Source organism: Streptomyces sp. NPDC038200, from assembly GCF_055600785.1.
In genome coordinates, this window is the sequence record NZ_JBVJYH010000001.1 from 1040328 (window position 1) to 1064588 (window position 24261).

At 72.8% G+C, this 24261-nt stretch carries 25 protein-coding genes and 1 riboswitch; of the genes, 11 read left to right on the top strand and 14 right to left on the bottom strand.

The genetic code is table 11. From position 1 onward, the window contains the following. Positions 1-357 precede the first annotated feature (357 nt). Together ACZ7KF_RS04410 and ACZ7KF_RS04415 are read left to right on the top strand one after the other, a co-directional pair. Positions 358-2439 carry a HelD family protein gene (locus ACZ7KF_RS04410; protein ID WP_471069334.1) on the top strand — a complete coding sequence of 694 codons (2082 nt, stop codon included), beginning with the start codon at positions 358-360 and terminating at the stop codon, positions 2437-2439. 42 nt (positions 2440-2481) lie between these two features. Then, positions 2482-3270, top strand: a complete 789-nt coding sequence (locus ACZ7KF_RS04415) for an LppU/SCO3897 family protein (protein ID WP_471069336.1) — start codon at positions 2482-2484, stop codon at positions 3268-3270. A 72-nt stretch (positions 3271-3342) separates the two neighbouring features. Here ACZ7KF_RS04415 and ACZ7KF_RS04420 read toward each other — a convergent pair whose 3' ends face one another. Then, the gene (locus ACZ7KF_RS04420) at positions 3343-3951 is read right to left on the bottom strand and encodes an ester cyclase (RefSeq protein ID WP_471069338.1); all 609 of its coding nucleotides are present in this window, start codon (positions 3949-3951) and stop codon (positions 3343-3345) included. 92 nt (positions 3952-4043) lie between these two features. Next, complete coding sequence (locus ACZ7KF_RS04425) at positions 4044-4769, bottom strand: SDR family oxidoreductase (RefSeq protein WP_471069340.1); 726 nt, start codon at positions 4767-4769, stop codon at positions 4044-4046. A 129-nt stretch (positions 4770-4898) separates the two neighbouring features. Here ACZ7KF_RS04425 and ACZ7KF_RS04430 point away from each other — a divergent pair, with 129 nt between their 5' ends. Next, complete coding sequence (locus tag ACZ7KF_RS04430) at positions 4899-5852, top strand: LysR family transcriptional regulator (protein WP_471069342.1); 954 nt, start codon at positions 4899-4901, stop codon at positions 5850-5852. A gap of 6 nt (positions 5853-5858) precedes the next feature. Here the strand turns inward: ACZ7KF_RS04430 and ACZ7KF_RS04435 are convergent, their stop codons facing one another. After that, the gene (locus ACZ7KF_RS04435) at positions 5859-6557 is read right to left on the bottom strand and encodes a copper homeostasis protein CutC (RefSeq protein WP_471069345.1); all 699 of its coding nucleotides are present in this window, start codon (positions 6555-6557) and stop codon (positions 5859-5861) included. A gap of 89 nt (positions 6558-6646) precedes the next feature. Further along, positions 6647-7306, bottom strand: a complete 660-nt coding sequence (locus ACZ7KF_RS04440) for a maleylpyruvate isomerase family mycothiol-dependent enzyme (protein ID WP_471069578.1) — start codon at positions 7304-7306, stop codon at positions 6647-6649. A 185-nt stretch (positions 7307-7491) separates the two neighbouring features. On the opposite strand from ACZ7KF_RS04440, the gene ACZ7KF_RS04445 reads away from it, so the two are divergent. Continuing rightward, positions 7492-8136, top strand: a complete 645-nt coding sequence (locus ACZ7KF_RS04445) for an HD domain-containing protein (RefSeq protein ID WP_471069347.1) — start codon at positions 7492-7494, stop codon at positions 8134-8136. Positions 8137-8162: 26 nt separating this feature from the next. Continuing rightward, a complete protein-coding gene (locus tag ACZ7KF_RS04450; RefSeq protein WP_471069349.1) occupies positions 8163-9263 on the top strand; it encodes a GNAT family N-acetyltransferase in 1101 nt (366 codons plus the stop codon). Here ACZ7KF_RS04450 and ACZ7KF_RS04455 read toward each other — a convergent pair. Both ACZ7KF_RS04455 and ACZ7KF_RS04460 read right to left on the bottom strand, forming a co-directional pair. After that, positions 9245-9520 carry a DUF4031 domain-containing protein gene (locus tag ACZ7KF_RS04455; RefSeq protein ID WP_471069351.1) on the bottom strand — a complete coding sequence of 92 codons (276 nt, stop codon included), beginning with the start codon at positions 9518-9520 and terminating at the stop codon, positions 9245-9247. The two genes, ACZ7KF_RS04450 and ACZ7KF_RS04455, sit on opposite strands and share 19 nt — an antisense overlap. A gap of 7 nt (positions 9521-9527) precedes the next feature. Then, entirely contained in the window at positions 9528-9911 is a 384-nt protein-coding gene (locus ACZ7KF_RS04460; protein WP_471069353.1) for a hypothetical protein, read from the bottom strand. A 56-nt stretch (positions 9912-9967) separates the two neighbouring features. On the opposite strand from ACZ7KF_RS04460, the gene ACZ7KF_RS04465 reads away from it, so the two are divergent. From ACZ7KF_RS04465 to ACZ7KF_RS04475, 3 genes are all read left to right on the top strand, one after another. Continuing rightward, the gene (locus tag ACZ7KF_RS04465) at positions 9968-10873 is read left to right on the top strand and encodes a MurR/RpiR family transcriptional regulator (RefSeq protein ID WP_471069355.1); all 906 of its coding nucleotides are present in this window, start codon (positions 9968-9970) and stop codon (positions 10871-10873) included. Between the two features lie 121 nt (positions 10874-10994). Then, on the top strand, positions 10995-11918 hold the full coding sequence (gene murQ, locus ACZ7KF_RS04470; RefSeq protein ID WP_471069357.1) for an N-acetylmuramic acid 6-phosphate etherase: 924 nt from the start codon (positions 10995-10997) through the stop codon (positions 11916-11918). Positions 11919-11934: 16 nt separating this feature from the next. Then, positions 11935-13458 (top strand): PTS transporter subunit EIIC, encoded by a 1524-nt coding sequence (locus tag ACZ7KF_RS04475; RefSeq protein ID WP_471069359.1) that lies wholly within the window; start codon positions 11935-11937, stop codon positions 13456-13458. Positions 13459-13470: 12 nt separating this feature from the next. Here the strand turns inward: ACZ7KF_RS04475 and ACZ7KF_RS04480 are convergent, their stop codons facing one another. After that, complete coding sequence (locus ACZ7KF_RS04480; protein ID WP_471069361.1) at positions 13471-14130, bottom strand: class I SAM-dependent methyltransferase; 660 nt, start codon at positions 14128-14130, stop codon at positions 13471-13473. Between the two features lie 112 nt (positions 14131-14242). Here ACZ7KF_RS04480 and ACZ7KF_RS04485 point away from each other — a divergent pair, with 112 nt between their 5' ends. Next, positions 14243-14815, top strand: coding sequence for a hypothetical protein (locus tag ACZ7KF_RS04485; protein ID WP_471069363.1), 573 nt, complete (start codon positions 14243-14245; stop codon positions 14813-14815). 24 nt (positions 14816-14839) lie between these two features. Here ACZ7KF_RS04485 and ACZ7KF_RS04490 read toward each other — a convergent pair whose 3' ends face one another. From ACZ7KF_RS04490 to thrC, 5 genes are all read right to left on the bottom strand, one after another. Beyond that, positions 14840-15964, bottom strand: coding sequence for an NADH:flavin oxidoreductase (locus ACZ7KF_RS04490; RefSeq protein WP_471069365.1), 1125 nt, complete (start codon positions 15962-15964; stop codon positions 14840-14842). 212 nt (positions 15965-16176) lie between these two features. After that, the gene (groL, locus tag ACZ7KF_RS04495; protein WP_471069367.1) at positions 16177-17799 is read right to left on the bottom strand and encodes a chaperonin GroEL; all 1623 of its coding nucleotides are present in this window, start codon (positions 17797-17799) and stop codon (positions 16177-16179) included. Between the two features lie 360 nt (positions 17800-18159). After that, on the bottom strand, positions 18160-18363 hold the full coding sequence (locus tag ACZ7KF_RS04500) for a cold-shock protein (RefSeq protein ID WP_004929928.1): 204 nt from the start codon (positions 18361-18363) through the stop codon (positions 18160-18162). 430 nt (positions 18364-18793) lie between these two features. Continuing rightward, on the bottom strand, positions 18794-19069 hold the full coding sequence (locus tag ACZ7KF_RS04505; protein ID WP_471069369.1) for a MoaD/ThiS family protein: 276 nt from the start codon (positions 19067-19069) through the stop codon (positions 18794-18796). After that, positions 19066-20349 carry a threonine synthase gene (gene thrC, locus ACZ7KF_RS04510; protein ID WP_471069370.1) on the bottom strand — a complete coding sequence of 428 codons (1284 nt, stop codon included), beginning with the start codon at positions 20347-20349 and terminating at the stop codon, positions 19066-19068. The genes ACZ7KF_RS04505 and thrC overlap by 4 nt, the downstream gene beginning before the upstream one ends. Before the next feature lie 17 nt (positions 20350-20366). Further along, positions 20367-20523, bottom strand: a riboswitch (SAM riboswitch). A 155-nt stretch (positions 20524-20678) separates the two neighbouring features. Here thrC and ACZ7KF_RS04515 point away from each other — a divergent pair. Further along, positions 20679-21632 (top strand): glucosyl-3-phosphoglycerate synthase, encoded by a 954-nt coding sequence (locus ACZ7KF_RS04515; RefSeq protein ID WP_471069372.1) that lies wholly within the window; start codon positions 20679-20681, stop codon positions 21630-21632. A gap of 74 nt (positions 21633-21706) precedes the next feature. Further along, entirely contained in the window at positions 21707-23146 is a 1440-nt protein-coding gene (locus tag ACZ7KF_RS04520; protein ID WP_471069374.1) for an alpha,alpha-trehalose-phosphate synthase (UDP-forming), read from the top strand. Here the strand turns inward: ACZ7KF_RS04520 and otsB are convergent. Beyond that, a complete protein-coding gene (gene otsB / locus ACZ7KF_RS04525) occupies positions 23134-24000 on the bottom strand; it encodes a trehalose-phosphatase (protein ID WP_471069376.1) in 867 nt (288 codons plus the stop codon). The two genes, ACZ7KF_RS04520 and otsB, sit on opposite strands and share 13 nt — an antisense overlap. Before the next feature lie 36 nt (positions 24001-24036). After that, positions 24037-24261: a DUF3263 domain-containing protein gene (locus tag ACZ7KF_RS04530; protein WP_471069378.1), complete on the bottom strand. Its 225-nt coding sequence runs from the start codon at positions 24259-24261 to the stop codon at positions 24037-24039.

Consider the following 24261-nt stretch of genomic DNA (forward strand, 5'->3'; position numbering starts at 1 on the left):
CTTCGGGCACGGGACGCGCATCGGTCCACGGGTCCGGTTCCGCGAAGCCTCGCGTAGGCCCCGAGGTGGACCGCCTCCCCTACGCCGGACGGGCGCGTCCCCTAGGGGGAACCAGGACAACCCAGATCGGAAGCCCGTCCGGACGGCCCGGCCACACAGCCCGGCCGGACAGCCGGCCGGACAGCAGACCGGAAGGCCGGGCGGGTCGCGCGCCGCGCGAAAATCCATTGGCGCCCGCGACACCCTGTCACTAAAATCCTCTCTCTTGCCCGCCTCCCCCCGGAGTGCCGCCGCCCGGCCGGAAACCGGACGGCACCGTCGTCGTAGCCACGCAGCAGGTCCACCGGAGGCACCCCCTTGTCCGCGCCCGCTCACGAAACGCCCGCCGGCCTGCCGACCGACCGGTCGGCCGACCCCCTCTCCCGGGAACGCTCCCACCTCGCCTCGTCCCGGTCCGCCCTGCGCGCCATGCGCGAGGACGTGGAGGCCCTGGACATCCGGGACGTCACCGCGAACTGGGTCAACGCCGAGGTGCTCGCCCGCCAGATCGACGACCGGATCAAGGCGCTGGCCGATCTCAGCGACACCCCGCTGTTCTTCGGCAGGCTCGACTATCTGCACGCCCCGGGCGCGGAGCAGGCGGAGGGCGCCGAGGGCGAGCGGTTCTACATCGGGCGGCGGCATGTGCACGACGCCGACGGCGACCCCATGGTCATCGACTGGCGTGCGCCGGTCTCCCAGCCCTTCTACCGGGCGTCCAAGAAGAACCCCATGGACATCGGACTGCGCCGCCGCTTCGGCTACACCGGCGGCGATCTGACCGCCTACGAGGACGAGCACCTCTCCGACCCGGCCGAGGGGGCCGCCACCACCAGCAAGCTCCTCCAGCAGGAGATCGAGCGGCCGCGCGTCGGCCCGATGCGGGACATCGTCGCCACCATCCAGCCCGAGCAGGACGAGATCGTCCGCAGCGGGCTCGGCGGCACGGTCTGTGTCCAGGGCGGCCCCGGCACCGGAAAGACCGCCGTCGGCCTGCACCGGGTCGCGTATCTGCTCTACGCCCACCGGGAGCGGCTCGCCCGCACCGGCACCCTGGTCATCGGGCCGAACCGGTCCTTCCTGCACTACATCGAGCAGGTCCTGCCCGCCCTCGGCGAGCTGACCGTGCAGCAGGCCACGGTGGACGACCTGGTCGCCCATGTCGAGGTGCGCGGCGCGGACGAGGCGGCCGCCGCGATCGTCAAGGGCGACGCCCGGATGGCCGAGGTGCTGCGCCGGGCGCTGTACGCCCAGGTGTCGCTGCCCACGGAACCCGTCGTGGTCGTGCGCGGCTCCCGCCGCTGGCGGATCCCGGCGTACGAACTGGAGGAGCTGGTCCGCGAGTTGCTGGCCCGGGACATCCGCTACGGAGCCGCCCGGGAGGCCCTGCCGCAGCGCATCGCGCACGCGGTGCTGGTGCAGATGGAGCGGGCCGGGGAGGCCCCGGACGACCGGGTGCAGGACGCGGTCGCCCGCAACAGCGCGGTGAAGGCGGCGGTGAAGGCCCTCTGGCCGGCCGTGGACCCGGCCAAGCTCGTGCTGCGGCTGCTCTCCGACGCCGAGTTCCTCGCCGAGCACGCCGCCGGGCTCCTCGACGAGGACGAGCAGAAGACGATCCTGTGGGCCAAGCCGGTGCGCAGCGTGAAGTCGGCGAAGTGGTCGGCGGCGGACACCGTGCTGATCGACGAGGCGGCCGACCTGATCCAGCGCACCCACTCGCTCGGGCATGTCGTCCTGGACGAGGCGCAGGACCTGTCGCCGATGCAGTACCGGGCCGTCGGCCGCCGCTGCACCACCGGCAGCGCGACCGTGCTGGGCGACCTCGCGCAGGGCACGACCCCGTGGGCGACCCGGAGCTGGGCGGAGGCGCTGGGGCACCTCGGCAAGCCGGAGGGGGCGGTCGAGGAGCTGACCGCCGGTTTCCGCGTGCCGACGGACGTCATCGCGTACGCCTCCCGGCTGCTTCCGCACATCGCGCCCGGCCTCGCCCCCGTCGCCTCCGTCCGGGAGAACCCGGGGTTCTTCGAGGTCCGCACGGTCACGGAGACGGCCGAAGTGGTCGCCGCCTGCGCCCGGTTGCTGCGCAACGAGGGCTCGACCGGTCTGATCGCCGCCGACGCCCGGGTCCCGGCCCTCGCCGAGGCACTGACGGCGGCCGGGATCCCCTGCCTCGCCCCCGGTGAGGAGACCACCCGCGAGACCCGCCTCACCCTGGTCCCGGCCTCGCTCGCCAAGGGTCTGGAGTACGACTACGTGGTGCTGGACGAGCCGCGGGCCGTGGTGGACGACGAGCCGGACGAACGCACGGGGCTGCGCCGCCTGTACGTGGCGCTGACCCGTGCGGTGTCGGGCCTGATCGTGACGCACTCGGCCCCGCTGCCCGCGCAGCTCGCCGAGTAGGGTGCTGAGCCGTTCCGGCATGTCCCCCTGGAGAGGCTCCCGTTGAGTACGCCGTTCCCGCACCCCGCGCAGCACCCGTACCAGCAGCAGCCGGGCCCCTACCAGCAGCAGCCGGGCCCGTACCTGCAACCGCCGGGCCCCTACCAGCAGCCGGCGCCGTATCCGCCCGGACCCGGCCCCGGACCCGGGTGCGAGGTGTGCGGGGCGATGCCGGCCACGCCGGTGACGGTGCGCGGGCACCAGGGCATGGTGGTGATCATGCGGTTCCTGCGGCGCCGGGGCGTGCTGTGCCGCACCTGCGGGCTGGCCGTGTTCCGGCAGATGCAGTCGGACACCCTGGTGCGCGGCTGGTGGGGAGCGCTGTCGATGCTCATCACCCCGGTCGTCCTACTGCTCAACCTGGGCGCACTGGCCCGCGTCCGCAAGCTGCCGCCGCCGGCCACGGCCGCCTGGCGCCCGCCGCTGGACCCCGGCCGCCCGCTGCTGAGGCGGCCGGCCGGCCTGATCGGACTCGTCCCGCTCGCCGCGCTCGCCGCGCTGGTGGTCGCCGTTCCCGTGCTGATCCTCGTCGGCGGGTCGACCGAGGAGGGCAGCGGGGTCAAGTTCCAGCCCAGGAAGAACCGCGATCCGCTCTCGGTCGGGGCGTGCGCGCACAACGACCGCGAGTGGCCCCACCAGGACCTCAGGAACGTCCCCTGCGACTCCGCGGACGCCCAGTACCTCATCACCGAGCCGAAGGACGGCTACTGCGCGACCGGCGACTACATCGCCCATCTCCAGTACAGCGTGGACGGCGAGAGCACGCTCTGCCTGCACCCGGTGAAGAACTGACACCGCGACCGGATCCGCCGCAACGGGCGGCTGCGCGGGGGACCCTTTCGCCGGCGCGCGGGAGGAGAGGCGTCAGCCCTTGACGCCCAGCTGGGTCAGCAGGGCCTCGTTGTCCTCGATGTGCCAGTCCTCGACGATCTTTTCGGTGCCGACGTGCTGGATGTCGATGGCGTCGAAGTCGACGCTCTGGCCCTTGCCCCGGACGCCGTTGAAGGAGCCGGTGAAGTGACCGCGGAAGACCAGCCGGGCGGTGATCTTGTCGCCGGTGACCAGCAGGTCGGACAGCTCGCAGGTCAGATCAGGCACGGCGGCGCGGAAGTTCTTCGAGGCGAAGACCGGCCCGGCGGGGCCCTGCGGGCGGCCGGCGGGCAGGGTGTTGTCCCTGAACCGGGGGCTGACGGCGGCGTCCAGGTACGTGCGCTGCCCGGTGTTCCAGAAGGTGTACAGCTGCTGGGCCAGGTGGACCTCCTGGGCAGCGCGCTTCTCGCCGATCGAGTGGTCGACGGTGATCGCCCGCGGCTGGACCAGGCCGGGCGAGCGGTCGATCAGGCGCTGCGGCCAGGCGTGCGAGGCATGGTGGTGGCCGTGGCCGTAGGTGGCGGCAGCGGCGCCACCGGCCAGGCAGGCGACGGCAGCCGCAGCGGCGAGGGCGGCGGTACGGATGAGGATGCGCGAACGCATGAGGAGTGCTCCTTGAGTAAGCCGGTCACGTTGAGCAAGCCGGTCACGCTCGACGGTTCAGGGGTGGTCGACCGCCGCCGGCGGGGCACCGGTCAGGCAAGGCGGCCACCACCGTCGACGTGCAGCACGGTGCCGGTCACGTAGGGGTTGTCGATGGCGTAGAACACGGCCTTGACCAGGTCCTCCGGGCTGCCCACCCGGCGGGCCGGGTTGCGCTCGGCCACACCCCGCAGAAACGCCGGCTTGTCCACGCCCAGACCGTCCCAGGAGCCGGTGTCGACGATGCCGGGGGAGACCGCGTTCACCCGGACCGGGGCGATCTCCACCGCCAGCGCCTGCACCAGGAAGGCCAGCGCGCCGTTGGTGGTGGCCATCACGGTGCGCGCGGGCGCCGGCCGCCAGGCGGCGACCCCGGAGAAGAACGTGAACGAACCGCTCTCGGGCACCTGCCCGGCCAGGTGCTTGGCCAGCAGCAGCGGCCCGATCACCTTGGCCGAGAACGCCCGCTGCACATCGGCCGGTACGAGGTCCCGCAGCGGGCCGTTGGCGGGCATCGCGGCGGTGGAGACCAGGTGGTCGAACCCGCCCACCGCCCCGGCGAAGTCGGCGATCGACCGCTCGTCGGCGAGGTCGAGCGCGAGCACCTCGGACGGCCCGGACAGCTCACCAGCCGTCCACTCCAGCTTGCGCGGATCCGGACCGGCCAGCACGAGCGCGGCGCCGGCCGCCGAGGCGGCCTTGGCGAGCGCGCGCCCGGTGCGCGAACCCGCGCCCACCACGACAAGCCGCTGCCCCTTGAGAGGCGTGCCATCGAACATGAGGAATTCCTTCGAGTCATCGGTTGTCCGGCCGCTCCCTGCTCCCCGCGGCGGTCGCACCACGACCCTCTCTCGGGCGCCAGCGATAAGTCCAAGGCTTGCTCATCACCACAGCGATAAAATCCACTCATGGCGATTCCGACGCTCCGGCAGCTCGAATACCTGGTCACCGTGGTGGACACCGGCTCCTTCACCCGCGCGGCCGAGCGGCTGCACGTGACCCAACCCGCGCTCTCCCACCAGATGCGGGCCCTGGAGAGCACAGTCGGCGGCCCACTCCTCGAACGCCTGCCGCGCTCGGTGCGGCTGACCCCGATGGGCCGGGCGGTCCTGCCGCACGCCCGCGCCGCACTGGCCGAGGCCGAACGCCTGCACACGGTGGCACGGCGCACGGCGGGTCTGGAGGAGGGCGAGCTGGAGGTCGCCGCCATCTACTCGGTCAGCCTCGGCATCCTGCCGCCCGTGCTGCGCGCCTGGCACCACCGCCACCCCGGTGTACGGATCCGGCTGCGCGAGTACCCGCACGCCGACCGGCTCCAGGCCGCCATGGCCGCCGGCCGCGCCGACCTCGCGATCGGCCCCGCGCCCGCCGCCTGGGAAGGACCGATCCGCGAGCTGGGTGTCGAGGAGTTCGCGATCGTCCTGCCCGCCGACGATCCACCGGCCGGACACCCGTCCGGCACCATCGCCCTCACCGACCTCGCCGACCGCGCCTGGGTTCACTACGCCCCCGACAACGGCCTCGCCGATCTGCTCGACCGCGTCTGCGCCCAGGCGGGCTTCCGTCCGCGAGCGGCGGTCCGCGCCGAACAGACCTCCGCGGCACCCCTGCTCGCGGCCGCCGGACTCGGCCCGGCCCTGGTGCCCGCCAACATCGTCCCGCCCCACTTCGACGGCGTCGTGCTCCGTCCCGATCCCCCGGTCTGCCGCACCGTCACCGCCTACACCCGCAGCCGCCCCGACTCCCTCACCGTCGCCTTCGCCGACCTCCTCGCCGACCAGGCCCGCGTCAACCCGGCCGGCTTCCCGGCACCCGCCCCGCATACGGCCCGGGAGCACGCCCCGCGCGGCCGGAACCGCTAGGCCCGGCTAACCGGCGTCCCCGTCCAGCACCGAGCGCCACTGGGCGACCGCGTCGGCCGAGACCGGTCCCCGCCAGCCGTCGGGGCGGGCCGCGCCGCCGATGTGGAACGCCCGGAGACCGCCGGCCCGGAGCTGCGGCACATGAGCGAGGCGCAGTCCGCCGCCGACCAGGATCTGCTGCTCGTACCCGGGTTCGCCGCCGTGCGCCGCCTCGGTGAGCAGTGTGGGCAGGCCGTCGTCCACGCCCGCGGCGGAGCCTGCGGTGAGGTAGGTGTCCAGACCGGGCAGGTCGGCGAGCTGCTTGCGCAGGGCGTCCCGGTCGGCGGCCCGGTCGATCGCCCGGTGGAAGGTCCACCGGCAGCCGCCGAGCGCGCCGGCGACCCGTTCCACCGCGGCCAGATCGACCCCGCCGTCCTCGGCGAGGAACCCGAGCACGAACTGGTCGGCGCCGGCCTGCCGCATCTCGCCCGCCACGCCGACCAGGCGGTCCACGTCACCGGCCGCGAACCCGTCCGCGAGGCGGAGCATCACGCGCAGGTCGATGTCGACGGCGGCACGGATCGCGGCGACGGTGACGGGCGAGGGAGTGAGCCCGTCGGCCGCCATATCGGTGACCAGCTCCAGCCGGTCCGCGCCTCCGGCCTGGGCGGCGACCGCGTCCTCGACGTCGAGGGCGATCACCTCCAGGACTGCACGCTTGCTCATGGCACCCCATTCATCGGCATTCATCGGGCGACTACAGGTCTAGTCCAATTCAAGAGTACGCCGGTCCCCGGGCGCCATGGGGCCCTCACTCATCCGAAGATGTTCAGTTCCCCCTCCCGCACCCCGGCCAGCTCGTAGTCCGCACCGGTCACCGGCCGTCCCGCGTACAGCCGCACGAGCGTGGCGGCGTCGCCGAGGTACCGGGCGGGCGGCCCGTCCCCGGCCCTCGCCCCGAACCGCAGCGGCTCGTCCACGTCGTCCAGGTCGGCGTGCAGCGGCACGTGCCCCCGCTCCCGGGTGACCCGGGCCAGCAGGACCAGCGCGTCCGGCAGCGCGGCCCCCGCGTACGCCCCGGGCGCCCCCAGCGCGTCCCGCACGTCCCCGGCGTGCACCCACTCGCCGAGCCCGAGGATGTCCAGGCCCCCGTCCGTCCGGGCGATCACCGGCCCCGCCCCGGTCATCCCGCGCTCCAGCTCGTCCACGACCTGCGCGTGCGTCCAGTCGGCCCGCTCGGCTATGTCCCGGTCGTTCGACTCGGGCGAGAACACGCCCCGCTCGAACCGGTTCTCCACCACCCGGGTCAGCGCGGCCGAACAGTGCGCCAGCACATCCCGCACCGACCAGCCCGGACACGCCGCCACCGGCAGCGCGAACTCCGTGTCGGGCAGGGACCGCAGCAGGGGGACGAGGGCGTCGCGCTCGGCGGCCAGCAGCCGCCCGGGGAGTTGCGGATCGCGTGCTCGCAGCATGTCCGTCATGGGGATCACGCTAGGGGCGCCGACGGGCGGCCGGTAGACACCGAAGCACGCCGCCCGCCGATCCGGCACACGGCACACGGCACACCGGCCGAAAGCCGCCGCGGAGCGCACCGGCCGAGCGCCTTCGCGCGGCACACCGGCCCCGGCCCGCGCGGAAGAGCGGGAGAATGGGGGCCATGGCCGACCTCGACGCCCTGCGCCTCCGATTCGCCCGCGCCCTGGAAGCGGCCCGCGCCCCCGGCGGCGGCCCCGACCCGGCCGCCTACGCCGACAACCTGCTCGCCCGCTGGCAGGAGCCCCAGCGCCGGTACCACACGGTGGCCCACCTCACCGCCGTACTCGACCACGTCGACGTCCTGGAGACGTACGCCGCCGACCCGGACGTCGTCCGCCTGGCCGCCTGGTTCCACGACGCCGTCTACCTTCCCGACCGGTCCGAGAACGAGGAGCGGTCCGCGCGGCTGGCCGAGCGCGCCCTGCCGGAGGCCGGGGTGCCGGAGGCCAGGACGGCCGAGGTGGCCCGGCTGGTCCGGCTCACCGTCACCCACGACCCGGCCGACGACGACCGCGACGGCCAGGTGCTGTGCGACGCCGACCTCGCGATCCTGGCCGCGCCCCCCTCGGCGTACGCCGCCTACACCGCCGAGGTCCGCGAGGAGTACCACTTCGTCCCGAGCGCGGCCTTCCGCGAGGGACGCTCGGCGGTGCTGCGCCAACTCCTCGGCCTCCCCCGTCTGTTCCGGACCCCGTACGGCCGCGAGCACTGGGAGGCCACCGCCCGCCACAACCTCGCCGCCGAGCTGGAAATGCTGTCGACCTGAGACCGCCGCGCCCGTACTGTGCGCGCATGCGGACGATGAGCGGGGACCAGGTGGAGGCGGCTGTCGCGAGCTGCACGGCGGCACTGCGCGGGGCGCTGGACCGGGACTGGGCGGCAGTGGACGCCGGGCGTCTCGACTGGAGTTGCCGCACCACGGCGTTCCACATCGCCGAGGACTTCGCCGCGTACGCGAGCCGCCTGGCCGGCCGCGCCCAGGGCCGTCTGCCGCTGGGCATCACCCTCCCCGAGGGCACCGACAACGCCGGTCTGCTCCAGGTGATCGAGGCGACCGGTGCCCTGCTGGCCGCCGCCGTGCGCACCGCACCGCCCGGCGTGCGCGCCTTCCACCCCGCCCCCTTCGGCAGCGCCGACCGCGAGGGCTTCGCCGCGATGGGCGTCACCGAGGCGCTGCTGCACACCCACGACATCGCCCAGGGCCTCGGCCTCGCCTTCGAGCCGCCCGCCGACCTCGCCGAGTCCGTCCTGAGCCGGCTCTTCCCGCATGTCCAGCCCGGCCCCGCGCCCTGGCCGACCCTGCTGTGGGCCACCGGCCGCGGCGAGCTGCCCGGCCGCGCCCCGGTCACCGAGTGGACCTGGTACAACAACCTCGTCATCACCGCCGGCCGCCTCGACCTCGTCGGCATCCACCCCGCCGCCGCCCGTGACCTGACCCTCGGCGGCGACGGCGGCTTCGCGTGGCTCCAGGGCGGGCCGTACCAGGGCACGCGCGAGGCCGGCGGCTTCCTGCTGAAGGCGTACGAAGCGGGCGTCCACCGGCCGGAGTTCGGGGTCTTCGCCCTGGTACGACGCGAGGACGGACGGGCCGTCGGCGGCATCGGATTCCACGGCGCCCCGGACGATGAGGGCCGGGTGGAGATCGGCTACGACCTCGTCGAGGACGCCCGCGGCAACGGCTACGCCACCGAGGCGCTGGCCGCCCTGACCGAGTGGGCGCTGGCCCGGGACGACGTCGACACGGTCCTCGCCTCGATCGAGGGGGACAACCTGCCCTCGCAAGCCGTGGTGTCCCGGGCGGGCTTCACCCGGGCGACCGTGGAGCAGGAGCGGACCGCCCACGACGAGCACGACACGGACGCCGGGCTCCGGCTCTACATCCGCCGCGCCTGACGCCCCTTCGGCCGGCGCAGCCCGGAGGACTTCAGCAGTCGCACCACCTCGCGGCTGCTGACCTGGACCGCGCCGGCGGCCACCGCGTCCGCGTACCGGTGGGACGGCACGTCGTAGTGGTCGCCGTCGAAGGCCCGCCGGGGCATGCCCAAACCGGCGGCGAACCGGTGCAGTTCGTCGTACGACACATCGCTGACCAGGTGCGACCAGAGCCGCCCGTGGCCGGGCCAGGTCGGCGGGTCGATGTAGAGCGTCACGGGCACCTCACGAGGTCGGCGCTCCGCCCGTGGCCGAGCCCAGCGAGCCGACCGACGCGACCCTCACCCCCACCTTGTGGCACACCCAGTGGGGATCCGGGCCCAGTTCCGGCTCCACGTCCAGCGCGTGCGGGTCGCCCGAGCCGCACACCGGGCACAGCGGCCAGCGGCCGTACTTCTCCAGCAGCGCGTCCTGCACGTCCTGGGCGACCAGTCCGGCGACGAAGGCCATGCCGTCCGGCCACTGTTCGACCCACCAGCGCCGCTGGACTATGGAGTCCTCCACCAGTGAGACGACATCCGCCTCCGCGACCTCGCCGGCGACCAGATCCGCGAGCACCAGGGCGCGGGCCGCGTGCAACGCCTGCTCAAGGGGGCTGATGGGGTCCATGCCCCCCATTGTGCGCACTCTTGACCGCAACACCGAACCGAAAATATCTTTCATTCGTGACCCAGGACGTGAAGGAAAGTTTCGGCAGTCCGGGCGGCTCGCTCGCCGCCAAGGTGCGCACGCTCGCCCCGTCCATGACCCGGTCCATGCAGCGCGTCGCCGAGGCCGTCGCGGGCGACCCGGCCGGCTGCGCCGCCCTCACGGTCACCGGTCTCGCCGAACTCACCGGCACCAGCGAGGCCACCGTGGTCCGCACCGCCCGGCTGCTCGGCTATCCGGGCTACCGCGACCTGCGACTCGCCCTCGCCGGGCTCGCCGCCCAGCAGCAGTCCGGACGCGCCCCCGTGATCACCACCGACATCGCGGTGGACGACCCCCTCGCCGACGTCGTCGCCAAGCTGGCCTACGAGGAGCAGCAGACCCTCGCCGACACGGCCGCCGGACTCGACACCGTCCAGCTGGGCGCGGCCGTCACCGCACTGGCCGCCGCCCGGCGCACCGATGTGTACGGCATCGGGGCGTCCGGGCTCGTCGCACAGGACCTCACCCAGAAGCTGCTGCGGATAGGGGTCATAGCCCACGCGCACAGCGACCCGCACCTCGCGGTGACCAACGCGGTGCAGCTCCGTTCGGGCGACGTGGCGATCGCCATCACGCACTCCGGATCGACCGGGGACGTCATCGAACCGCTGCGGGTGGCCTTCGAACGCGGGGCGACGACGGTGGCCGTCACCGGGCGCCCGGACTCACCGGTCACCCAGTACGCCGACCACGTGCTGACCACGGCCACCTCACGGGAGACCGAGCTGCGGCCGGCCGCGATGTCCTCGCGGACGAGCCAGCTGCTGGTGGTGGACTGCCTGTTCGTGGGCGTGGCGCAGCGGACCTACGAGACCGCGGCGCCGGCGCTGGCCGCCTCATACGAGGCGCTGGCGCACCGGCACCGGAGTGCTTCGCGTTAGACCGTAGGAGTGGGCGTTGTGGGGCATGCGCGGATCCCTCGTGGCCGGTCGCGCGGTTCCCCGCGCCCCCAGGTAGGTTCACCGCCCCTTGGACACGTCACCGGAGAGAGCCGCCCCCCGTATGACCTCTCATGACCTGCGCACCCAACTGGCCTCGCTGACCACCGAGGCCTTCCGTCCCGAGCTGGCCGACATCGACCGGTTGCCCACCCTCGACATCGCCCGTCTGATGAACGGCGAGGACGCGGGCGTACCCGCCGCCGTGGCGGGCCAGTTGCCCCGGATCGCCGCCGCCGTCGACGCCGTGGCCGCACGCATGAACCGCGGCGGACGACTCGTTTACGCCGGCGCCGGCACCGCCGGACGCCTCGGCGTGCTCGACGCCTCCGAGTGCCCGCCGACCTTCAACACCGACCCCGACCAGGTCGTCGGTCTGATCGCGGGCGGCCCCCCGGCCATGGTCACCTCCGTGGAAGGCGCGGAGGACTCCGCGGAGCTGGCCCGCCGGGACCTCGACGCGCTCAAGCTGACCGCCGACGACACCGTGGTCGGCGTCTCCGCCTCCGGCCGGACGCCGTACGCCGTCGGGGCCGTCGAGCACGCCCGGGCGCTCGGCGCGCTGACGATCGGCGTGGCCTGCAACGAGCACAGCGCGCTGGCCACCGCCGCCGAGCACGGCATCGAGGTCGTCGTGGGCCCGGAGCTGATCACCGGCTCCACCCGGCTGAAGGCGGGCACGGCTCAGAAGCTGGTGCTGAACATGCTGTCGACGATCACGATGATCCGGCTCGGCAAGACGTACGGGAACCTGATGGTCGACGTGCGCGCCTCCAACGACAAGCTGCGGGCCCGCTCCCGCCGGATCGTCTCCCTGGCCACGGGCGCGGGCGACGCCGAGATCGAGAAGGCCCTCACGGAGACCGGCGGCGAGGTGAAACCCGCCATCCTGGCCCTGCTCGCCGGGGTCGACGGCCCGACGGCCGCCCGCCTTCTGGAGGAGTCCGGCGGCCATCTGCGCGCCGCGCTGGCGCACGCACCCCGCTGACCCGCACGCTCGGGACGTGCGCAACGACCCCGCCTCCACCGCCGCCGCCGTCCTCGCCCGGGTCGGCGGCCCGGCCAACGTCATCTCCGTGGCCCACTGCATGACCCGGCTCCGGCTGACCCTCGCCGACCCGGCCGCCGGGGACGAGGAGGCCCTGCGGGCCGTGCCCGGCGTGCTGGCGGTGGTGGCCGCCGGGCCCGGCTGGCAGATCGTGCTCGGCCCGGGCGTGGTGGAAGAGGTCACGGCGGCGGTGGAGGACGCCCTGCGCGACCGGGTCCCGCCGGGGGCCGTCCCGCAGGGCCCGCGGGACGAAGTCCCGGCGGCCCCGCGGGAAGCGACGCCGAAGGACCCGCGGGACGCGGTCCCGGCAGCCGCGCCGGGCGTGACGCTGAACGTCCCTCAGGACGAGGCCCCGGCGGACGCCCCGCCGGGGGCCGCGCTGAAGGAGGTGATCCGGCGCCGGAACGCCACCCCGTTCAAGACCGCCCTGCGCCGCGTCGCGAACGTCTTCGTGCCGCTCATCCCCGCCCTGATCGGCTGCGGCATCCTCGCGGGCCTCAACGGCCTGCTGCTGAACGCCGGCTGGCTGCCCGGCCTCACCCCCGCCCTCGCCGCGATCGCCTCCGCCTTCATGGCGCTGATCGCGGTGTTCGTCGGCTACAACACGGCGAAGGAGTTCGGCGGCACACCCGTGCTGGGCGGGGCGGTGGCGGCCGTCGTCGTGTATCCGGGCGTGGCGAAGGTGACGGCGTTCGGTGTGCAGCTGGCGCCCGGGCAGGGCGGGGTGCTCGGCGCGCTCGCGGCGGCGTTCCTGGCGACCCGGGTGGAGAAGTGGTGCCGGGGCCGGGTGCCGGGCGCGCTGGACGTCCTGCTCACCCCCACCGTGACCGTCCTCGTCCCCGGCCTGCTGACGCTGTACGGCCTGATGTACGCGGCCGGGACGACGGCGACGGCGATCGGCACGGCCGCGAACTGGCTCCTGGAGACCACCGGGGCCGTGGCCGGACTGGTGCTCGGCGGCCTGTTCCTCCCGCTGGTCATGCTCGGCCTGCACCAGGCCCTGATCCCGCTGCACGCCACCCTGATCGACCAGCAGGGCTACACCGTCCTGCTGCCGCTGCTGGCCATGGCGGGCGCGGGCCAGGTCGGCGCGGCCCTCGCCGTCTACGTCCGTCTCCGCCACGACGTCTCCCTGCGTACGACGATCCGGTCGGCGCTCCCGGCCGGCCTGCTCGGCGTCGGCGAACCCCTGATCTACGGCGTCTCCCTGCCCCTCGGCCGGCCGTTCCTGACCGCCTGCGCGGGCGGCGCGGCCGGCGGGGCGTTCGTCGGCTTCTTCGCCATGCTGGGCACGAAGGTCGGCGCCACGGCCATCGGCCCGTCCGGCTGGGCCCTGTTCCCGCTGCTGGCGGGGAACAGGGGGCCGGGGGTGGCGGCGGCCGTCTACGGGGGCGGGCTGCTCACCGGGTACGCGGTGGGCTTCGCGGCGACGTACCTGTTCGGCTTCGCCCGCCGCCCCGGGGTCACCGCGGCGGCATGACGCACCGCCGTCTCACGCGCTCCAGACGAGGGTGTACCGCCAGAAGAGCCGGCGCCGCAGGCGTGCCCCGGGCAGCAGACGGCGGGCCTCACGGGAGATCTCCGCGAAGGTCATCTCGGGGTCGCGGGTGGGGGCGGTCATGGATGCCGGTCTGCCGAACGCCCGGCGCCCCCGGGTCTTCACCCACCCCGTGAGCGCGTTGAGCGGTACGGCGACCAGACCCAGCGCGTGGTCGACGGGACTCTCGGGCCGCGCACAGCCGACGACGACGAGGGTGCCGCCCGGCGCGAGTTCCCGCCGCAGCCGGGTGAGGGTCTCGGCGAAGGGAAGGTGGTGGAGCACCGCGACGCAGGTGATCACGTCGTACGGGCCGGCGGGCAGGCCGTCGGGCGCGGCGGCGAGGGTGTAGGTGACGGGAGAGTCGGGCCTGGTCGACACCCGTGCGCGGGCCAGGATGCGGCGGTCCGCGTCCGCGCCGAGGACCGACTCCGCCCGGCCGGCCAGCAGCCGCGCCAGATCGCCGCTGCCACAGCCCACGTCCAGGGCGGTGCCGAAGCGGCGGGGCAACTGCCGTAACAGCCAACGGTGGTAATGGGCGTTGTGGTCCCACGGGTGGGCGGCGTTGAAGCGGCCCAGGCCATCGAGGAGGCGGGCCGTGAAGGTCGTCGTCACAGGACCCACTCCATCACGAGCCCGCCCCGGCCCGCGCCCGCCCGGGAAACCGTCTCGGGCCGGTGTCGAGCGGAGTCAGGGCACCATGGAGGGGAGGAGGCAACCGACCGATATGAACCACGCCCAGCTCACCGCCCTCGGACGGGCTCTCCGGCTGCTCGGGGAGCACGGGGAGGCCCTGACCGCCGACACGCCGGACGCCCGGCTGCACGAGATCAAGGACGACCTGCGGCGGGCCCTCGACCTGCTGGACGAGAGTGTCACCACCGGTGCGCCCGCCACCCGGTGCCCCGAACACCCGCAGGGACCCGTGGACGAGAGCGCCCCCGATCTGTGTCTGCTGTGCGAGACCCGGCGCCGGGCCGCACGGCGCTCGGAGTTCCAGGGCAGCAGGCCCCGTCCGGGCGAGCCGGCCCCCTCCGCCCCGTCCCGGTACGGCGTCCGCGGTGACCGGCCACAGCCCCAGCAGCGGTGGCTGCCGGAGCTGTGGAACGGGCAGGAGTGGCAGTTGTGCGGCACGCCCCGCCGGGACCGGCACGAGGCGGAGGCGTATCTCGCCGCCCAGCGCCGCGGGTCCCGGCCCGCCATGGCGTACCGGCTCGTCCACGAGTTCACCGACTACGAGGTGCTCCGGGTGTGGGGGACGCCGGTGAAGGTCGACATCGAGCCCCTGGGCAACCTGTAGCCGGGCCGGTCCGGCGGGGGCCGGTCAGCTCAGGGTCTTCACCGCGGAGGCGTCGTACGGCTTCAGCTCGTCGAAGCGGTCGGAGAGGACCTTGGCCGCCCACTCGGGGTCCTGGAGCAGCGCACGGCCGACGGCCACCATGTCGAACTCGTCGGCCTCCAGCCGGTCCAGGAGGTTGTCGATGCCCTGGACCGGGGAGCCCTCGCCCTGGAAGGCGTTGACGAAGTCGCCGTCGAGGCCGACCGAGCCGACGCTGATGACCGGCTTGCCGGTGAGCTTCTTCGTCCAGCCGGCCAGGTTCAGGTCGGAGCCGTCGAACTCGGGCAGCCAGTAGCGGCGGGTGGAGGCGTGGAAGACGTCGACACCGGCCGCCGCGAGCGGGGTGAGTATGGCCTCCAGCTCCTCGGGGGTCTCGGCGAGGCGGGCGGCGTAGTCCTGCTGCTTCCACTGCGAGTAGCGGAAGAGGACGGGGAACTCCGGGGAGACCGCGGCGCGGACGGCGGCGACGACCTCCGCGGCGAACTTGGTGCGGGCCACCGGGTCGCCGCCGTAGGCGTCGGTACGGCGGTTGGTGCCCTCCCACAGGAACTGGTCGAGGAGGTAGCCGTGGGCGCCGTGGATCTCCACGCCGTCGAAGCCGATGCGCTCCGCGGCGGCGGCGGCCTCGGCGAACGCGGCGACGACATCGTCCAGGTCCGACTGCGTCATCGCCTTGCCGGTGGGCTCGGCGCCCGCGGTGACCAGACCGGAGGGGCCGACGGCGGGGGCGTCGGGGAAGGGCGGCTTGCCCTGGTTGCGGACCATGCCGATGTGCCACAGCTGCGGGACGATCGTGCCGCCGGCCGCGTGCACGTCCTCGGCCACCTTCGCCCAGCCCGCCAGCTGCTCCTCGCCGTGGAAGCGCGGGACGCGGTCGCTCTCGCCGGCCGACTCGTGGCCCACGTAGGTGCCCTCGGTGACGATGAGGCCGACGCCGGCGGCGGCGCGGCGCGCGTAGTACGAGCGCACGTCCTCGCCGGGGATGCCGCCCGGGGAGAACATGCGGGTCATCGGCGCCATCACGATGCGGTTCGGGACGGTGAGGCCGCCCAGCGTGATGGGGCGGGACAGGATCCGGGCCGCGCGGGAGGCGGGAGTCGTGTCGGTCACGTGGGGGGCTCCTCGTGCATGAAGTGGTCAACCGGCTGGTATGTGCGTGCGCATTGTTGCACCCACTGAAGTAACTGTGTACACGCGGCCCGGCATTCCGTTCCCCGCGAGAACCCGGGCGTGATCCCGGACACGCCCGAGGGCGGCACCCCCTGCCTGAGACAGGGAGTGCCGCCCTCGTACGGAAGGACTGCTGCCGATCCTCGGAAGGATCAGAAGTCCATGTCACCGCCCGGCATGCCGCCGCCGGCCGGCGCGGCGGCCTTCTCCGGCTTGTCGGCGATGACGGCCTCGGTGGTGAGGAACAGCGCGGCGATGGAGGCGGCGTTCTGCAGGGCAGAGCGGGTCACCTTCGCCGGGTCGATGATGCCCTCGGCGACCAGGTCGACGTACTCGCCGGTCGCGGCGTTCAGGCCGTGGCCCGGGGTCAGGTTGCGCACCTTCTCCACCACGACACCGCCCTCGAGGCCGGCGTTGACGGCGATCTGCTTCAGCGGGGCCTCCAGGGCGATGCGCACGGCGTTGGCGCCGGTCGCCTCGTCACCCTCGAGCTCCAGCTTCTCGAAGACCTGGGACGCCTGCAGCAGGGCCACGCCACCACCGGCGACGATGCCCTCCTCGACGGCGGCCTTCGCGTTGCGGACGGCGTCCTCGATGCGGTGCTTGCGCTCCTTCAGCTCCACCTCGGTGGCGGCACCGGCCTTGATGACCGCGACACCGCCGGCGAGCTTCGCCAGGCGCTCCTGCAGCTTCTCGCGGTCGTAGTCCGAGTCGCTGTTCTCGATCTCGGCGCGGATCTGGTTGACCCGGCCGCCGACCTGCTCCGAGGAGCCGGCACCGTCGACGATGGTGGTCTCGTCCTTGGTGATGACGACCTTGCGGGCGCGGCCCAGGAGGTCCAGGGTCGCGTTCTCCAGCTTGAGGCCGACCTCCTCGGAGATGACCTCGCCGCCCGTGAGGATGGCGATGTCGCCGAGCATGGCCTTGCGGCGGTCACCGAAGCCCGGGGCCTTGACGGCGACGGACTTGAAGGTGCCGCGGATCTTGTTGACGACCAGGGTCGACAGGGCCTCGCCCTCGACGTCCTCGGCGATGATCAGCAGCGGCTTGCCCGACTGCATGACCTTCTCCAGCAGCGGGAGCAGGTCCTTGACGGAGCCGATCTTGGAGTTGGCGATGAGGATGTAGGGGTCCTCGAGCGACGCCTCCATGCGCTCCATGTCGGTGGCGAAGTAGGCGGAGATGTAGCCCTTGTCGAAGCGCATACCCTCGGTGAGCTCGAGCTCCAGACCGAAGGTGTTGCTCTCCTCGACGGTGATGACGCCTTCCTTGCCGACCTTGTCCATGGCCTCGGCGATCAGCTCGCCGATCTGGGTGTCGGCGGCGGAGATGGACGCGGTGGAGGCGATCTGCTCCTTGGTCTCGACGTCCTTCGCCTGCTCCAGCAGGGCGGCGGAGACGGCCTCGACGGCCTTCTCGATACCGCGCTTCAGGGCCATCGGGTTGGCGCCGGCGGCGACGTTGCGCAGGCCTTCCTTGACCAGGGCCTGGGCGAGCACGGTCGCGGTGGTCGTACCGTCACCGGCGACGTCGTCCGTCTTCTTGGCGACTTCCTTGACCAGCTCGGCGCCGATCTTCTCGAACGGGTCCTCCAGCTCGATCTCCTTGGCGATGGACACACCATCGTTGGTGATCGTGGGGGCGCCCCACTTCTTCTCAAGGACGACGTTGCGGCCCTTGGGGCCGAGGGTGACCTTGACGGCGTCGGCGAGCTGGTTCATACCGCGCTCAAGGCCGCGCCGCGCCTCCTCGTCGAAGGAGATGATCTTGGCCATGGGAAGTGGTCCCTCCAGGACTGGGGGTGATTCCTTCGGACCGCGCCCGCGCCCGCGACGGACGGCTCGCTTGCCTCGTGGTTCCTTGCCCCACTTGGCCAACGGGCCTCACCGACCCGGTCCATCTGTCACTCTCACCTTCAGAGTGCTAACGCAATGATTAGCACTCGGCATGGCCGAGTGCAAGGCGCACCCGCGAAGCGGGGCCGTCCGGAGGCGGCCGTCGGACAGCCGGCGGGCACGGGAGGCCGAGGGGGCGCGGGGCGGCCGCCGGCCGTCCGCGACCCGCGGAGCGCGGGCACGGGCACGGGGAAGGGCCCGCACCCTGTGCGAGGTGCGGGCCCTTCGTGCAGAAAACGTTCAGGCGCTGAGGCGAACCATGTCGGCCTGCGGGCCCTTCTGGCCCTGCGAGATCTCGAACTCCACCCGCTGGCCCTCTTCCAGGGTGCGGTAGCCGTCCATCTGAATGGCGCTGTAGTGGACGAAGACGTCCGCACCACCGTCGACCGCGATGAAGCCGTACCCCTTCTCCGCGTTGAACCACTTGACGGTGCCCTGAGCCATGCCTAACTCCCCTATTACTGGCCCTTGCACAGATCCACACTTCGCGGACCCGGGTCAGACCTCACCCCCCATTTGTCGGGGGCGTGCGCCGGAACGCGTCGACCGCGGCTGAATGTATCTGTCCAACTGCCGTCTGCAACAGGTCAATCGGACGAGAATTCTGGACGCGAGCGGTCCGGAATCTGGTGAGAATTCGCCCGACTTCAGGGCAAGTCGGGCTCCACAAAAGCCACAAATGCCGCAGAGAACCCGCACACTTTGGCTACTTCTTGTCGGGCGAGCGGCATGAATCCAGGGCCCGCGACCCGAAGGTCGCGACCGTGTTCCCCAACTCTACCGCGCTCAATCACACAGAATTGCCCCCTCCGCTTCTCTCACGGAGGGGGCAATCCGTTGAACAATCGGTAACCGATGTTACCGAAGGTAATGATCAGCCGCCGGCGACGGCCGGAATGATCGAAACACCGGCGCCGTCCGGCGTGGCGGTCTCCAGACCCTGCTCGAAACGGACGTCGTCGTCGTTGACGTAGACATTGACGAACCGGCGCAGCTTGCCCTGGTCGTCCAGGACACGGGCGGCGATCCCGGTGTGGTTCTTCTCCAGGTCCTGGATGATCTCGGCGAGGGTGCCGCCCTCGGCGGTCACCTCGGCCCGACCGCCGGTGTAGGTGCGCAGGATGGTGGGGATGCGAACGGTCACGCTCATGCGAGGCCAGCCTCTCGGAAGGAGTCCAGGGTCGGGCGGATGGTGGCGGTGAGGCCGGTCCCGGCCACCGCGTCCAGGGTCTTCAGGCCGTCGCCGGTGTTGAGGACGACCGTGGTCTTCGCCGGGTCCAGCACGCCGTCCTTCAGCAGCTTGCGGGTGACGCCGACGGTCACCCCGCCCGCCGTCTCCGCGAAGATGCCCTCGGTGCGGGCCAGCAGCTTGATGGCGTCCACGACCTCCGCGTCCGTCACGTCCTCCACGGCACCGCCGGTGCGGCGCGCGATGTCCAGGACGTACGGACCGTCGGCCGGGTTGCCGATGGCCAGGGACTTGGCGATGGTGTTCGGCTTCTGGGGGCGGACCACGTCGTGACCGGCCTTGAAGGCGGTGGACACCGGGGAACAGCCCTCGGCCTGCGCACCGAAGATCTTGTAGGGCTTGTCCTCGACCAGGCCCAGCTTGATCAGCTCCTGCAGCCCCTTGTCGATCTTCGTGAGCTGGGATCCGGAGGCGATCGGGACCACGATCTGGTCGGGCAGCCGCCAGCCGAGCTGCTCGCAGATCTCGTACGCCAGGGTCTTGGAGCCCTCCGCGTAGTACGGCCGCAGGTTGACGTTGACGAAGCCCCAGCCCTCGCCGGCCGAGTCGCCGATCAGCTCGGAGCAGAAGCGGTTCACGTCGTCGTAGTTGCCCTCGATGCCGACGAGCTCACCGCCGTAGACCGCGGCCATGACGACCTTGCCCTGCTCCAGGTCGTGCGGGATGAACACGCAGGAGCGGAAGCCGGCCCGGGCGGCGGCGGCGCCGACCGCGCCGGCCAGGTTGCCGGTGGAGGAGCAGGAGAGCGTGGTGAAGCCGAAGGCGCGCGCGGCCTCCAGGGCCTGGGCGACGACGCGGTCCTTGAAGGAGTGCGTCGGGTTTCCGGAGTCGTCCTTCACGTACAGACCGCCGGTCACACCCAGTTCGTGCGCCAGGTTGTCGGCCTTGACGAGCTTGGTCCAGCCCGGGTTGATGTTGGGCTTGTCGGCGACGTCCGCCGGCACCGGCAGCAGCGGCGCGTACCGCCAGATGTTCGCCGGGCCCGCCTCGATGCGGCGGCGCAGTTCCTCGGTGTCGTATCCGGAGAAGTCATAGGCGATCTCCAGCGGACCGAAACACTCCTCGCAGGCGAACACGGGCCCGAGGGGCACCCGATGCCCGCACTCGCGACAGCTCAGGGCTGCGGCGGGACCGAGGTCGACGGTGGAGTCGCTGGTGGTGGCAACTGTCTGCACAGCCATGGAGGCGAGGCCCTTTCTCCTCATCTTCCTCACGACGCGTTTCGCCGTGAGACGGATTTGGCACCTTCCCTAGCCGGGAGCCTCGCGAAAACGATCAGAACTGATCTACGAGAACCGACTGGAGGGTTGCCGGGGCTTCATCGGGCCGTGTCCCTCTGCCCCTCTGGATGAGCGGTATTCGGTTGTGGACGCGCGCGACCCCCGACATGCGATGGTCACCGGCGTTGTTCAAGACTGTAACCGAAGGCCAGGACAGTTGAGATAGTCGTCCGAACCGCGAGATGGGTCACACGGTGACGTGTGGTCGTGACAGTGAGGAGCCGCCGACCGTGCTGGAAGAAGTCGAACACTGGCTGAGCACCCGCTCCTGGTCCGTGGCCGATCGCCCGCTGCACCACATCGTGGCCGCTAAGCAGCGCACGGGCCGGACCATCAGTGTCGTCCTGCCCGCGCTCAACGAGGAGGAGACGGTCGGCGACATCGTCGCCGTCGTCCGGCACGACCTCGTGGAGCAGGTCCCGCTCGTCGACGAGATCGTGGTCGTGGACTCCGGCTCCACCGACCGCACCGCCGAGGTCGCCGCGCGCGCCGGCGCCCGGGTCGTCCACCGCGACGACATCCTGCCCCGCCTTCCGGCCGTCCCCGGCAAGGGCGAGGTGCTGTGGCGCTCGCTGCTGGTGACCAGCGGCGACATCGTCTGCTTCATCGACGCCGACCTGCGCGAGTTCTCCTCCGACTTCGTCTCGGGGATCGTCGGCCCGCTGCTCACCGACCCGGACGTCGATCTGGTGAAGGCGATGTACGACCGCCCGTTCACCGGCGCCCCCGGCGCGTCGGGCCAGGGCGGCCGGGTCACCGAACTGATGGCCCGCCCGCTGCTGAACATGCACTGGCCGCAACTGGCCGGGTTCGTGCAGCCGCTGGGCGGCGAGTACGCGGCCCGCCGCTCCCTGCTGGAGCAGCTGCCGTTCCCCGTCGGCTACGGCGTGGAGCTGGGCATGCTGGTGGACGCGCTGCACCTGGTCGGCCTGGACGCGCTGGCCCAGGTGGACGTGGGCGTGCGCAGGCACCGGCACCAGGACGGGCAGGCGCTCGGCCGGATGGCCGCCGCCATCTACCGCACGGCCCAGCTCCGGCTGGCCCGCGGCCATCTGATCCGGCCCGCGCTGACCCAGTTCGAGCGGGGCGAGGACGGCTTCGAGCCGCGCACCTACTCGGTGGACACCGAGGAGCGTCCGCCCATGGTGGAGATCGCGGAGTACGCCGACCGGAAGGTGGCGTGAACCGGCCGTATACGGTCTGCTCCCGCGGCGGGCCGTACGTTTGAGCGTTTCCGGACCGGGCTAGGTTGAGGACCATGGCTTCCACGCAGGGTGCTCCCGAGAGGGCTCAGGTGCTGGTCGCGTCCAACCGCGGCCCCGTCTCCTACCAGGTGGGCGAGGACGGCTCACTGACCGCCAGGAGGGGCGGCGGCGGGCTGGTCTCGGGACTGTCCGCCATCGGGTCGGACACGGACTCCGTCTGGGTGTGCGCCGCGCTGGGCGACGGGGACCGGGCGGCGGTGCGGCGCGCGGACGGCGGGCTGCTGCCGGCCGAGGAGACCGGCGGACAGCGGGTGCGGATGCTCGACATCGACGCGACCGTGCACGCCGAGGCGTACAACGGCATCGCGAACTCGGTGCTCTGGTTCGTCCACCACATGCTCTACCAGACCCCGCTGGAGCCCGTCTTCGACGCGGAGTTCCGGCGGCAGTGGGCGTCGTACGAGGCCTACAACCGGGCGTTCGCCGAGGCACTGGCCGAGGAGGCCGCGCAGGGCGCCGCGGTGCTGATCCAGGACTACCACCTGGCGCTCGCCCCCCGCATGCTCCGCCGGCTCCGCCCCGACCTGCGCATCGGCCACTTCTCACACACCCCGTGGGCTCCGCCGGACTACTTCCGCCTGCTGCCCGACGACATCGCGGCCGAGCTGCTCAGCGGCATCCTGGGCGCGGACCGGGCGGCGTTCCTCACCCGGCGCTGGGCGGACGCGTTCACGGACTGCTGTCACGCGGTGCTCGGGCCCGGCATCCCGTCCGGCACCCGGATCGGGGTGCACGGGCTGGGCGCGGACGCGGACTTCCTGCGCAAGCGGGCCCACGAGCCCGATGTGGACGAGCGGATGACGGCGCTGCGCGAGGAGATCGGACCGGGGCGGAAGACGATCGTCCGGGTGGACCGCACCGAGCTGTCCAAGAACATCGTGCGCGGGCTGCTGGCGTACGAGCAGCTGCTGGAGGACCATCCGGAGTGGCGGGAGCGGGTCGTCCACGTGGCGTTCGCGTACCCCTCCCGGCAGGACCTCGCGGTGTACCGCGACTACACCGCGCAGGTGCGGCGGGTCGCGGACGAGATCAACGAGCGGTACGGCACGGCGGACTGGACGCCGGTGGTGCTGCATGTGAAGGACGACTTCGCCCGCTCCCTGGCCGCGTACCGGCTGGCCGACGTGGCGCTGGTGAACCCCATCCGGGACGGCATGAACCTGGTCGCCAAGGAGGTCCCGGTCGTCTCGGACGAGGGCTGCGCGCTGGTGCTGTCGCGGGAGGCCGGGGCGTACGAGGAGCTGGGCGAGGACGCGTTCACGGTGAACCCGTACGACATCGCCGGTACGGCCCGGGCCCTGCACGAGGCGCTGACGCTGCCGGCGGCCGAGCGGGCGGAGCGGTCGAAGCGGCTGGCTGCCGCCGCGACCGCGCTGCCGCCGGCCCGGTGGTTCCTGGACCAGCTGAACGCGCTGACCGCTCAGCCGAGCTGAGCCGCCAGCGCCGAGAGCAGGTCCACGACCCCCTCCGGGCCGTTCACCACCAGGTCGGCGCGTTCCGCCAGTTCGGTGACCTCGGTGCTGCCGCTGCAGATCAGCAGGCCGGGGGTGCCGTCGGCGCGGAGTTCGTCGATCGCGGCGAAGGCGGGCAGGTCGCCCAGGTCGTCGCCGGCGTAGACGACGCAGCCGGCGCCGACGGCACGGGCGTGGTCGAGCAGGGCCACGCCCTTGTCCATGCCCGGCGGGCGCAGCTCCAGGACCATGCGGCCGGGTTCGACCATCAGGCCGTGCCGGGCGGCGAGGTCGGCGAGGGGGGCGCGCAGCGCCTCGAACGCGGCCTGCGGGTCGGCGGCGCGGCGGGTGTGGACCGCGAGCGCCCGGCCCTTCTCCTCGATCCACGTGCCCTCCGCGGCGCCGACGCGTTCGAGCAGCGCCAGCAGCTCGGCGCGGACGGCGGCGACGCCCGGGTGCGGGGGCGGCGCGGTGACCGTGCCGGTGGCCGCGTCCCAGCGTTCGGCGCCGTAGTGGCCGAGGACGGTGAGGTGCTCCAGGCCGGGGGCGCCGGCGAAGCCGCCGTACCGGACCGCCACCTCGGGCGGGCGGCCGGTGATCACGGCGACGGAGGCCACCTTGGGGGCGAGCGCGGCCAGCGCGGGGACGGTCCGGGGGTGGGCGCGGGCCTGCTCGGGGTCGGCGACGATGGGGGCCAGCGTGCCGTCGAAGTCCAGGCCGATCAGCGCGGAGCGCGGCCGGGCGAGCAAGGCGGCCAGTCCGTCCCGGCCGGCTCGGGTGCCCGGAATCGGCAGCGGGTGCAGGGGATCCGTCGAGTCCGTCGTCTGGGTGCCCATACGGCGACCCTATCCACGAGGACCCCGGTCCACTCCTCAGCGCTCGGCGCGCCGGGCCTCCCGGATCCGACGCAGCCGGTTCACCGTCACCGGGTCGTGGGCCAGGGCCCGCTCGTCGTCCAGCAGGGCGTTGAGGAGCTGGTAGTAGCGGACCGGGGCCAGGCCCAGCTCCTCCCGTATCGCCCGTTCCTTCGCGCCGGCGCCGGAGAAGCCCCGGCGCTCCAGCGCGAGGATGGCCTGCTCGCGGGTGCCCAGTTCCAT